Raw genomic sequence first — 11,251 nt, 5'->3', positions numbered from 1 at the left:
CGTTGCACGTGGGGCTACTCACATTCAGCCCCGTTGGGGCTGGCGGCGTCCAGCTCACCGATTCCACTTCTCGCACACCCAAATCACCGCCTTGCGGCCTGCAACCCAACACTCCTCTCCCCGAAAACACGAAAACTCCTGGAATCAGTGTTCCCGATAATCAGATTGACCGTGTGTGCGACCGCTTTTTTGGAGTGTGGCGGCTTGACACCACCCTCTGATAGACACCACCTATCCTGAACCTGGAAACCGTCATCGATACAACCGCGCGCTTTAACAGAGCACACGCCGCGTCAGGCCGCGGCGAGCCAAAGCGGTGTCGAGCCACCGCAGCAAGCCTCTAGCGGCGGCGTCCCCGGCCAGCAGACATTACCTCCGCGTCTAACGCTTCCGTGCCCGTTGCGATCATCTGCTGCAGCTCTTCAGGCCTCAATGAGCTATGAAGCGCTGTCTGAAGCGAGATGGTTCTGCTCTGATACAGCCTAAACAGAGACTGGTTCAACGTCTGCATCCCGTGAAGCTCCTGGCCTGTCTGCATGACGGAATATATCTGATGGATCTTGTCCTCGCGGATGAGGTTGCGGATGGCCGGCGTTGGCATCATGGCCTCTGTCGCGAGGCAACGCCCCCTTCCACTCATGTTTGGCAGAAGAGCTTGAACCAAAACCGCCTGCAAGACGAAGGAAAGCTGCGTTCGAACCTGGGGCTGCTGATGCGGCGGGAAAACGTCGATAACACGGTTGATCGTCTGCGCCGCGGAGTTGGTGTGAAGCGTTGCGAAAGTGAGATGACCCGTCTCTGAGATAACAAGCGCCGCGGCGATCGTCTCGATGTCCCGCATCTCGCCGATGAGGATGACGTCCGGGTCCTGCCTTAGCACGTACTTGAGAGCATTCTGGAAGCTCATCGTATCCGCACCGATCTCGCGCTGATTGACGATGCAGTTCTTGTGCTTGTGCAGGTATTCGATGGGGTCCTCAACGGTAACGATATGCAGGTGCTTCTCCTGGTTGATCTTGTCGATGATCGATGCGAGCGTTGTGCTCTTGCCGCTACCGGTGGGGCCCGTAACCAGGACCAATCCCTTAGGGATGTTCGGGAACGTGGACACGACCTTTGGCAGCCCAAGCTCCTCAAACCCCAGTATCTCCCAAGGAATCGTCCTGAAAGCCGCCGCAACTCCACCCTTCTGAAGGAACAAGTTACCCCTAAACCGCGAAAGCCCCTTCACGCCGAACGAAAGGTCAAGCTCCTTGTCCTCCTCAAACCGGTGCTTCTGTGCATCGGTAAGCACCGAATACGACAGTCGCTTGGTGTCTTTCGTCGTCAAGACAGGGTAATCCATCGGCTGAAGCAAACCATCGATGCGCATCTGAGGGGTAGTCCCCGCCGTGAGGTGCAGGTCAGTGGACCCTTTTTCAACTATTTGTGTCAAAAGCTGAGGAAGCGTAACCAAGTCTTAACCTCCTTGCCCTAAGAGGCAATTAAACAAACTCTGCTCTAGATACACCACTTCACTTTCAAGTATAGCGATGCTCAGAACTCAAAGTCAAACGGGAAGCAACAAATCTTCGCAAGCCACTCTCTTCGAGATTGTATCGCCCTCTTGTCAGCCGCCACAAGCCCGTCAACACCGAACGCCTCTACCGTGAACGAGGCAACAACCGTCCCAAGCACCTGGGCATTCTTGAGCGCCTCGTTCGTGCGCCAGTCAGCGTGCTGGTCAAGATAGCCAAAGAAGGCGCCAGCAAACGAATCGCCCGCGCCAGTCGGATCGACTACCTTGCGAGTCCCGAAGGCCGGCAGCACGAACGCGCCATTCTTTGTGAACAGGATCGAACCATACTCGCCCCGCTTGCAGACGACAACTGCCGGCCCCAGCTCGAGGCACTCAGGTCCCGCCGCCCAGACGTTCCCCTCGTTCAGCAGCTGGCGCAGCTCATCCTCGTTTATAGTCAAAATATCCACCTGCCTCAGAGCACTTATGAGCGAGTCCCTCTTCATATCGATCCAGAGATTCATCGTGTCCAGGCCAACCAACCGCTCGCCAGGCCCCAACGAGGCCAGAACCTCCACTTGAAGATCGGGATCGATGTTTGCAAGAAAAACTGTCTCGCACGCCCGATACTTGTCGGGGACCTGCGGCGAGAAATCAGCGAAGACATTGAGGTGCGTTGCGAGCGTCTCTCGATCGTTCATGTCGTCCGAATACCGACCCGCCCACCGGAACGTCTCGCCCGGCGCCACGACGAGGCCAGAAACGTCGCTGTATCTTCCAAGGAAATCTATCTGCTCTTGGCCGAAGTCCGCACCTACGACGCCCACAAGATTGACGTCAGTGAACTTCGACGCGGCTATCGAGAAATAAGTCGCCGACCCGCCCAAAAGCTCATCTCGCCGACCAGCGCGAGTCTCAACGGCGTCGAAGGCGACTGAGCCTACGACTGTGATTGACAACGAAACACCTCCTCAAATGAACTGCAAATCCAAACCTACAAATACTCGTTGATCAGAAAGCCAAGCCGCTCACGAATCTCATCTGAAATGTGCTCCCGACCCGTGATAATCGCGCTTTTCAGCGCCTCACGACATCCGCATCTCCGGGCATCGTCGATCCGCGGCACCACGTCCCTTATCACCGCCATCGCGTTACCCACGTTCTTGTTGAGGTTCGCGATGACCTCCTGAATAGTTACATCCTCGGTCGCATCACGCCAGACATCGTAGTCCGTAACGCAGGCGATCGTCGCATAGCACATCTGCGCCTCGCGGGCAAGCCTTGCTTCCTGCATGTTCGTCATACCGATGACGTCGAAGCCGAGCTGTCTGAACGCGTTTGACTCGGCTCGCGTCGAGAACTGCGGGCCCTCGATACAGACGTAGGTTCCGCCATCGTGAACGCGAACGTCAATCCGCTTGCAGGCCTCAACCAGAAAGCCACGCAAAACAGGGCAAAACGGCTCCGCCATCGACGTATGCGCCACGATTCCGTTCCCAAAAAACGTGCCAATTCGCCTATATGTCCGGTCGAACAACTGGTCGATGACGACGAAGTCCAGCGGCCTTATCTCCTCCTTAAGGCTGCCCGTCGCCGTAACCCCGATCACCGCATTGACGCCGAGACTTTTGAGCGCGTAGATGTTGGCGCGGAAGTTGATCTCGCTGGGCATTATTCGATGGCCAACGCCGTGCCTCGGCAGAAACGCCACCCTGACGCCTTCGAGGGTCCCCAAGACCAGCTCGTCGGAGGGCTTGCCGAATGGCGTGCTCACTTTGACCCGCTCGACGTCAGTCAGACCCTCCATCTTGTAGAGCCCGCTACCACCTATGATCCCAACTGTTGCCCGAACCATCATCCCTCCAAACTGAGTAATCCCTAACGCAATCTCGTGCTCCAAATGCGCCTGAGCAACGCGCAGACAGGACGCTTACGATAGGCTTGGCCACGCATGTTGTCAAACCTCTCGATATTAGGGGAGTGACTCTAGATTGATTGTAGGTGCTATATTCATTCCATCATCTTACCAACATCGTCGCCGAGCGTTTGATTCGACGACGCGAGGGTCTCGACGATGCCGTTTGGGCCCGCGGAGAGGCACCACACGTGATTGCTCGGCTTTGCGCCGCCGGGGAAGCCCGAGACTGAAACGACGTAAGCGTGGCCCCACGGGTCCTGCGCCTCGCGAGGTAGATAAGGCCCCTTCCAACCATCGAAGCGGCCGTAAGTATCCTTGAAATAGTCATACCAGGCCTTTTTCTCGGGCCCGTCGGAGACCAGGTATGAATGTAGATTTCCCGCTCTCTCTCCCCACGAAGCCTTCGCGTTAGCGACGAATTCGGGCAGCCGACCCGCGTTCCCATACAGGTAATCCATGCGCACATCCTCGTCGGCGGCGCTTTGGACTGGCCACTTGGACACATCCCTGTGGAAGCACTCTATCGCCCTTGCTATGTCCCCGCAGTCGCGCAGCGCCCTGGAAACCTGATTCTCCAGAGCGCCCCTAGCGACCCTGTCTTCTGCCATCGTGCGGCCCATCCCGGCACCTTGCCGCAACGACTGGCCCAGCTGCTCTCTCTGTTCGTTCGTCCGGGCCACTCTCTCGCGTGTCTCGTCCACGATTTCAAAGGGGTCTATCCCGCCGCCTGAAGTGGGTGAGCTCCCGGAACCGGTGATGTAGTAAACGACGATGGCGATTACAGCGGCCGCGAGCAACACGGACAGAATCAACCCGCCTGTCGCCCGACCGCAAGTATCCCGTGGGCCGGAAACTTCTGGCATCGTTACCCCTTCAAACTCGGCGCAGTGTCTCGTCTGGCCTTCGTCTGCCGCAAACAATGGTCGTGCAAAACATGAAGAATCATCCGCGAATCTTTGCCAGCGATGGTTTCAGTGCTTTCTCGAGGCGCACCATTCTGTCAATCATGTCTTCCTGTATCTTGCCCCACTTCTCTTCGTCTCTCAGGCCGCCAATCTGTGAGAAGGATTCTATCCGGCAGACGAGCCGGCCTTCCATTCTGTTCCAAGAAAGTTTGTCTCCAAAGGTCTTTTCGATTGATTCTCGATCATTTTGAATCTGTTCATATATCTTGTCTGTTTCATCTTTCTTGTCCGGCCCACGGTCTATATTCAATTGGACCACGCCCCGATCCATAGTGATGACAAAGGACCACCACAAACCTGCCTTCCCGGCCCCGGTATTCAACCAGTTGTCCTTATGGGGCCTAACGTTAGTGTAAAGCTTCGTCTTGGCCTTAGCCTTCTCGAGCAATCCACCCCAGAATTCTCTTCTGTTGACCTGAGTCTGAGCCAGTGCGCCCTTCTGCCTACCAATCTGTTTCGCCTCAAGACTTGGGCCGGATATCGTCGTCAAGAGCGGGGCAGGCTCCGAGCCTCCTATCGTGACCGCCTCAACCTTGACCAGATAGAACGAGGTGTCACTCGGTGAGATCTCGTTGAGCCAGTTGATCGCAGTTCTGTGCTCTGTTCTTGGTTCCGTCGTTATCCAGATCGCTGTCTTTGCGTCAAGATTTGATAGATACGTCACTATTTTGCCGAGATGGTCGTGGTTTGTCTTTTCCAACTGGTTCTCGATGACAACTGTCTCACCATTAGGACCTTCGGCGAAGATATCTGCTCTGAGCGTTCCAACGGCCTTTTCTGTCTCCAACGGAGACAGTTCAATCCCGATCTGTTCGGATAACAAGTCCAGGTTTTCGGCTAGCCAAGTTGTTAGCTTGGCCTCGTTCCGCCAGACCTCCCGCAAGTTCACTCTCACCAGTTTCCCAATCATGATTTGCACCCATTTCTCTCAATTGATCCTATGTCTCACGAGCACCACTCTTATCGAGAATGCCAAAGACGGAACCATTTGTGAAGAGCACCATCGTTGCTCGACTGATGGTTCCAACGTCTGGTATTCTAACTTCTGTATGAAGCCGAAGATCGACCCAATCACGCTGGAGGTTTTTCGGAACCTATTCTCTTCCGTAGCGGAGGAGATGGGCGAGTCGCTGGTTCGGACTGCGTTTTCGGCGAACATCAAGGAGCGACGGGACCTCTCGGCGGCGGTCTTTGACAGTGATGGAGAGATGATCGCACAAGCAGCGCACATTCCTGTGCATTTGGGCGCAATGCCGGCTTCTGTGAGAGCGGCCATTGACCAGGGAGCGATGGCCCCTGGCGACATCGTCATGCTTAACGATCCGTCCTGCGGCGGGAGCCATCTGCCTGACGTAACGTTCGTTGCGCCTGTCTTTGTTTCGGATGGTCAGGAGCCGGACTTCTATGTCGCCAATCGAGCTCATCACGCGGACGTCGGCGGTTCGATGTTCGGCTCGATGCTGGTCGCGACCGACATATATCAAGAGGGCATCCGCATTCCGCCGGTGCACATCGTTCGGGCCGGCGAGGTGCAGCGGGACGTGCTCGCGCTCTTCATTGCGAACGTGAGGACACCGCGGGAGCGCCAGGGCGATATTGAGGCGCAGACCGCATCGATAAGGACTGGCATCAGGCGGCTCGAGCAGATCGTTGCGAGGCACGGCGTAGAGACAGCTAAAAGATACGCCGGTGCGCTTCAGGATTACTCCGAGAAGGTTACAAGGGCAGCGCTTTCGGAGATTCCGGACGGCGTTTATGAGTTCGAGGATTTTCTTGACAACGATGGCATATCGGAGAGGGCGATACGCATCCGGGCCACGGTCAAGGTTGACGGAAGCGATATCGAGGTGGATTTCTCGGGCACGGATTCTCAGGTTGCTGGGAGCGTGAACGCGAATCTGGCGGTAACGATGTCTGCGGTTTATTACGTCATTCGTTGTCTTGTGAGGCTGGACATCCCGTTCAACGCGGGGTGCATGCGACCAGTTACGATAGTTGCTGAGGAGGGCAGTTTGGTGAATGCGCGACATCCAGCCGCGGTCTCCGCTGGGAATGTAGAGACGTCGCAGAGGATAGTGGATGTTGTTCTCGGGGCGCTCTCTAAGGCTATCCCGGAGACCATTCCCGCAGCGGGTTGTGGCACGATGAACAACGTTACGCTTGGCGGGACTGACCCGCGAACAGGCGATTATTTCGCATACTACGAGACGATTGGGGGAGGTATGGGCGCGAGCGCTAGAATGGACGGGCAGAGCGCTGTCCACACGCACATGACGAACACCATGAACACCCCTGTCGAGGCGCTTGAGCGAGCGTTTCCGCTCAGGGTGAGGAGATACTCGGTTCGGCGAGGTTCAGGCGGCGGGGGGAGACACTCGGGGGGAGACGGGATCGTCCGCGAGATCGAATCGCTCTGCGTGGGCAGCGCCTCGATCATCTCAGAGCGTCGCAAGTTTGCGCCTTATGGCTTGCATGGGGGTGAACCGGGCGAGCGAGGCAGGAACACATTGATGCGAGAAGGTGAGACCGAAGCGCTGCCATCGAAGTGCAACATTGCCATAAGACCCGGAGATGTCCTACGCATCGAGACGCCCGGAGGCGGAGGCTTCGGCCGTGCGGAGGAGGATTGAGTGTCGGCCCAGGGTTTCAGTCACATCCCGTATGGGGAGTATTCCTTCTTTCCGCCCGGCGTGTTTCGTATAATGCAATGCGCTTGATACGTTGAAGAAGCACGAAGAGACTGGAGAGTCCGTTTCGCCATGACAGCTCGCTTGCCCAAGGGGAAGCCTCGTGCGGGGACCAGGCAGAAGACGAGTCCGCCATCTGCCAGTAATAAGGGTGGGAAGCCTACGGGCTCCGCGAAGCCCAGGAAACCGAAGGGCGCAAGCAGGGCTAAACCAGGTAGGGCTTCAGGAACGCCACGAATGAGGCGAAGAGGCAAATCCATCTCGCCGTTCGCCTTCATACTCGCTGGCCTGTTTGCATTCGCAGTTGCGGTCTTCGGGCTCGATCTTCTACAGGCGAGGTATGGCCGCTCTTTGGTGGGGGTGGAGCTCTACACTTGGGCGCAGGACAAGGGCATGTTCTCCCCCAGCAAGCGGGAGCTCAAGTCCGAGTCGCTGCGAAAAGCGGTCAACGAGGCGCTGATAGAGTCCGGGATTCACAAGAGCAATATGGCTTTTGAGAAGAGCGTGGCGGACGGGACGGTGGACGAGTATGAGTATCGGGAGTTCGAGGCGCCGGCTTCGGCGCGGTTGGACCTGCTCCGTGCGGCGCTTGCGAAAAAGGCGTCAGGGGTGGGCGCGAACGTCGTCGCCTTCGATGAGAGCACTCGTGGGCAGAAGAGGATACTTGCCATTGATCTGGGCTACGGTCGAGTGAAGCGGCAGTGCCTTCTCTTCGTGCAGCGAATGCCTGGGGCAGGAGCTGCCTCGCCGAGAGCCGGTCCGTCCATTGGCGCACCCCTAAAGATTCAGCCTGGGGCCAGTCAGGCCACGGTCTCGAGCGGGACCGCTGAGGTCGCCATCATAGTTGATGATTGTGGTTACAACCTCGCCCTCTGTGAGCGGCTCGTTCAGATAGACTGCCCGTTGACGCTGTCGGTCATGCCCAGGACGCCGTTTGCCGGCGCCACTGCGCGAGCTGCCGAGGCGGCCGGCCATGAGGTCATGCTGCATCTTCCACTGGAGCCGGTTCGGCGTCTGGACCCTCATATCCCGGAGCTCGAGATAAGGTGTGGGCAGAGCGAGCGCGAGGTCGCAGGCTTAGTAAACGCTGCTCTCGATAGCGTCCCCTACGTTAAGGGAGTCAACAACCACGAGGGTTCAAAAGCCTGTGCGGACCCGACAGTAATGCGTCTTCTGATGGGCGAGCTCAAGGAAAGAGGCCTTTACTTTGTCGATAGCAGAACGACCGTTGAGAGCGTTGCCTATTCCATGGCCAAGAGCATGGACCTGAAAGCGTCCAATCGGGACGTCTTCATCGACAACAAAAACGACCGACAGGCAATCAAGGCAGAGCTTGAGAGGCTGCTCACCCTCTCGGTAACGCTCAAGCGCCCCGCTATCGGTCTCTGTCATCTGAGGCGGCCGACGGTCGCGGTCCTCGAGGAGGAGCTGCCGCTCTTGAGAGAGGCCGGTCACCGGTTTCTGTTCGCATCAGAAGTGGTGAAGTAACGCTGATAGAACAGGAGTTTCCCCAATCTTCAGCGGGGCTCGTCGGTTTATTGGCTATATGGGTCTGATTCTGCATTGTTCCAACTGCAATCGGACGCCAGTGGACAGTGTGCATGAGGACGCCCTGAAGGGGCGGAACGTGAGTAGCCGTAGGTGGAACCTACGGAATGAAACGGACAAGAATCTATTAGTCCCAAAGGCCTCGGGCAATCTCGTAGAGATTGCCCGAGGCCTTTGGAGGAGAGGCTTGTCAGCCGGCACAGATTCCCCACGTTACACGTGGGGCTATTCACGTCAATCCCCTTTCGGGGATTTGCAGTGGGGTTATGTCCTAAGGCTTTGCTGTGAAAAGAACAACGCGCAGCCGTTGTCAAATCCCCAGAAGCGAAAGCCGTGCCCTGAACTACTCCAAGTCAGAATGGGGAAACTCCTCGATACCGGCCATGCACCGTCATTGGCCACGGCCCTGTCTTCTCTTCTGTTTGGCATCAGCCGGGAGGCCAGGCCATCTTACGGCCGCCGAGCACATGGACATGCAGATGATCGACGGCCTGTCCGGCGTCCTCTCCTGCGTTCAGGACAAGCCTGTAGCCGCCTTCTCGGACTGATTCCATGTCAGCGATCTTGGCGCTTGTCTGGAGGAGTTTGGCCAACAGCGGAAGGTCCTCCGGGGCGCAGTCGGCGATGCTTGGGATGTGTTTTCTAGGGATGACAAGCACGTGCGTCGGGGCCTGAGGATTGATGTCGCGAAACGCGACAACGTCCTCGTCGCTGTAGATGACTTGGGCCTTCATCTCCGCGCGGGCTATCTTACAGAAAATGCATTCGGTCATGGCGCCTCCAATACTTTTTGTTTGGGTGTTTCTTAAGCATTCTTGCAGAGGTAACGATATAGATCAACAGCTGGGTTATTATTGAGTGAGGTGAGGCCTTAGGAGAGTGAGCGGAACTTCGATGGCAAAAGTAGCGTCGAGCATAAAAGTCCTTGTGGTTGACGATCAGGACTGCCTTGTAGAGCTCCTAGCGGACATTGTTAATGGCCTTGGGTTTGGCAGCGAGATGGCGCACGACGGGCTGGAGGCTATCGAGAAGTTCGATAGCGGCGATTTCCAGATGGTCATTACTGACATTAAGATGCCGCGAATGGATGGCATTGAGTTGATGAAGCGGATCAAAGAGAATCGGCCAGATGTGCCGGTGATTGCAATTACGGGGTATGGTTCCGAGGGCACGGAGGAGGAGCTTGTCTATGATGGCGTTGATGGCTTTCTGGAAAAGCCCTTCCGCGTGGCTAAGATAGAGGGAATAGTATGCGATGTGTTAAGGAAATACGAGTTGCTGGACTGAGCGAGGCGCCCTTCAGCCGATGCGCTCTTTAGGACCGTTTATGGAGATGTGCCCGAAGAGGCTGCGGTTCTCTTTTCTTGCTCTCTCTGTCGTGGTGCATTTTACCGTTGCCTCTCTCCTCCTGTCAGCCACGCTCAGCCGGCACCATTGCGCACCTGTGCCGTCAGAGCTTAGGGTGCGCCTGGCGCCCGCCGTGGTCCATCAGCAGGATGAAGAGCCTGCGGAGATGCTCCCGAAATCGTCCGAACCCGAGAGGACCCAGACCGCTAAAGAGGCAGAATCTAAACACGCGTCAATACTCAAGTCGAACACCAAGAGTGAGTTGCAAAAGGCCCGACCCAAACCTCACCCCATAACGCACGAAGCTGCGAGGGTATCCACGCCGATGCGTCTGGATGGGCAACGCTTCGAGTATCCCTACTATCTCAATGTGCTAAAGAGCAAGCTTGCCGAGGCGTGGCTGTATCCGTCAGACGCGATTGCCGGCAAAAAAGCGCTGCGTGCAAAGGTGGCATTCTTAATTCACCGCAACGGCGGCATTGACCAGATGAGGGTGGAGCACTCCTCAAAAAGTCCTGTCTTTGATCGGTCTGTTCTCAGGGCGGTCGAGGCGGCGGCGCCATTTCCTCCCTTGCCGGACGGTTACAAAGAAGAGACATTGGGCGCGCTGTTTGTTACTTTCGAATATCACAAGTAGCCGTGGGGGGATGTGATGCTTGCTCTTCGTGAGGCGGTTCTTGTCGAGGCGCCCTGACGGTTGGTCGGTCTGCTTGTCAGTTGCGGCGTTGGTGTCTCTTGCCGTGTTCGGACATTATGGATTCGCTCGGGGCAGAGGCATATACCTCACCATTAGCGAGTCGGGGACGAGGCTCATTAGGGTGTGTCTTGCCGGGCCGGTGGAGGCCAAGTCGCAACCTGTTCTCCGGACGACGCGCGATGTTTTGGAGTTTGACATAACCCAGTCAAACCGCTTTAGGCTTGTGAAGGCTGGCCCAGAGGTTGTCAGGGGTGCCCGGCTTGGGGCGAGAGCTTCTTGGGGACATACCACCCAGTCAGGGCGTGCCGCGGACGTTTTCGTGGTTTGGGATGCGAGCTTTGGGGACAGTGGTTTTACGTTCAAAGGCAGAGTGATAGACGCAAGGACACAGAAGAAGGTTTTTTCAAAAGTTTTCTCGGTGCCGATGGCTCAGCAGCGAGCTGTTCTGCACCAATTCGTTGATGAGTTGGGGCTGATGCTTTCTGGCAGGAGCGGGACGGCACATTGCAGGCTAGCCTTTGTCTCAGATTGGAGTGGGTGCAAGGAGCTTTTTAGCGCTGACTACGATGGGCGCGACATGCGGCAATGGAC

11 protein-coding genes are annotated in these 11,251 nt (G+C 56.8%); 5 read left to right on the top strand and 6 right to left on the bottom strand.

Features of this window, described 5'->3' with window-relative positions:
- Positions 1-340: 340 nt before the first annotated feature.
- The 5 genes from VM163_09345 to VM163_09325 form a co-directional block, all read right to left on the bottom strand.
- The gene (locus tag VM163_09345; protein ID HUT04081.1) at positions 341-1,456 is read right to left on the bottom strand and encodes a type IV pilus twitching motility protein PilT; all 1,116 of its coding nucleotides are present in this window, start codon (positions 1,454-1,456) and stop codon (positions 341-343) included.
- Positions 1,457-1,536: 80 nt separating this feature from the next.
- On the bottom strand, positions 1,537-2,457 hold the full coding sequence (locus tag VM163_09340) for a PfkB family carbohydrate kinase (protein HUT04080.1): 921 nt from the start codon (positions 2,455-2,457) through the stop codon (positions 1,537-1,539).
- A gap of 35 nt (positions 2,458-2,492) precedes the next feature.
- The gene (mtnP, locus tag VM163_09335) at positions 2,493-3,356 is read right to left on the bottom strand and encodes an S-methyl-5'-thioadenosine phosphorylase (GenBank protein ID HUT04079.1); all 864 of its coding nucleotides are present in this window, start codon (positions 3,354-3,356) and stop codon (positions 2,493-2,495) included.
- A 152-nt stretch (positions 3,357-3,508) separates the two neighbouring features.
- Positions 3,509-4,279, bottom strand: a complete 771-nt coding sequence (locus VM163_09330) for a hypothetical protein (protein ID HUT04078.1) — start codon at positions 4,277-4,279, stop codon at positions 3,509-3,511.
- A gap of 79 nt (positions 4,280-4,358) precedes the next feature.
- Positions 4,359-5,270: a DUF4268 domain-containing protein gene (locus VM163_09325; GenBank protein ID HUT04077.1), complete on the bottom strand. Its 912-nt coding sequence runs from the start codon at positions 5,268-5,270 to the stop codon at positions 4,359-4,361.
- A 160-nt stretch (positions 5,271-5,430) separates the two neighbouring features.
- On the opposite strand from VM163_09325, the gene VM163_09320 reads away from it, so the two are divergent.
- Together VM163_09320 and VM163_09315 are read left to right on the top strand one after the other, a co-directional pair.
- On the top strand, positions 5,431-7,011 hold the full coding sequence (locus VM163_09320; protein ID HUT04076.1) for a hydantoinase B/oxoprolinase family protein: 1,581 nt from the start codon (positions 5,431-5,433) through the stop codon (positions 7,009-7,011).
- Between the two features lie 294 nt (positions 7,012-7,305).
- Entirely contained in the window at positions 7,306-8,556 is a 1,251-nt protein-coding gene (locus VM163_09315; protein HUT04075.1) for a divergent polysaccharide deacetylase family protein, read from the top strand.
- A gap of 488 nt (positions 8,557-9,044) precedes the next feature.
- Here the strand turns inward: VM163_09315 and VM163_09310 are convergent, their stop codons facing one another.
- Positions 9,045-9,389 carry a histidine triad nucleotide-binding protein gene (locus VM163_09310; GenBank protein ID HUT04074.1) on the bottom strand — a complete coding sequence of 115 codons (345 nt, stop codon included), beginning with the start codon at positions 9,387-9,389 and terminating at the stop codon, positions 9,045-9,047.
- 121 nt (positions 9,390-9,510) lie between these two features.
- Here VM163_09310 and VM163_09305 point away from each other — a divergent pair, with 121 nt between their 5' ends.
- From VM163_09305 to VM163_09295, 3 genes are all read left to right on the top strand, one after another.
- Positions 9,511-9,903 (top strand): response regulator, encoded by a 393-nt coding sequence (locus VM163_09305; GenBank protein ID HUT04073.1) that lies wholly within the window; start codon positions 9,511-9,513, stop codon positions 9,901-9,903.
- Positions 9,904-9,922: 19 nt separating this feature from the next.
- The gene (locus VM163_09300) at positions 9,923-10,600 is read left to right on the top strand and encodes a TonB family protein (GenBank protein ID HUT04072.1); all 678 of its coding nucleotides are present in this window, start codon (positions 9,923-9,925) and stop codon (positions 10,598-10,600) included.
- Between the two features lie 19 nt (positions 10,601-10,619).
- Positions 10,620-11,251, top strand: a 632-nt coding sequence (locus VM163_09295) for a hypothetical protein (GenBank protein HUT04071.1), incomplete at its 3' end; no start/stop codon positions are given.

The sequence above is a fragment of the bacterium genome, from assembly GCA_035527515.1.
Lineage (GTDB): Bacteria > B130-G9 > B130-G9 > B130-G9 > B130-G9 > B130-G9.
Note: the sequence above shows the minus strand (reverse complement) of the source record. Positions and strands in the feature narration are given on the sequence as shown.

Coding starts and splice junctions, on each gene's coding strand:
- mtnP (HUT04079.1), bottom strand. CDS start 3,356: ATGATGGTTCGGGCAACAGTTGGGATCATAGGTGGTAGCGGGCTCTAC.
- VM163_09320 (HUT04076.1), top strand. CDS start 5,431: ATGAAGCCGAAGATCGACCCAATCACGCTGGAGGTTTTTCGGAACCTA.
- VM163_09310 (HUT04074.1), bottom strand. CDS start 9,389: ATGACCGAATGCATTTTCTGTAAGATAGCCCGCGCGGAGATGAAGGCC.
- VM163_09330 (HUT04078.1), bottom strand. CDS start 4,279: ATGCCAGAAGTTTCCGGCCCACGGGATACTTGCGGTCGGGCGACAGGC.
- VM163_09315 (HUT04075.1), top strand. CDS start 7,306: ATGAGGCGAAGAGGCAAATCCATCTCGCCGTTCGCCTTCATACTCGCT.
- VM163_09300 (HUT04072.1), top strand. CDS start 9,923: ATGCGCTCTTTAGGACCGTTTATGGAGATGTGCCCGAAGAGGCTGCGG.
- VM163_09305 (HUT04073.1), top strand. CDS start 9,511: ATGGCAAAAGTAGCGTCGAGCATAAAAGTCCTTGTGGTTGACGATCAG.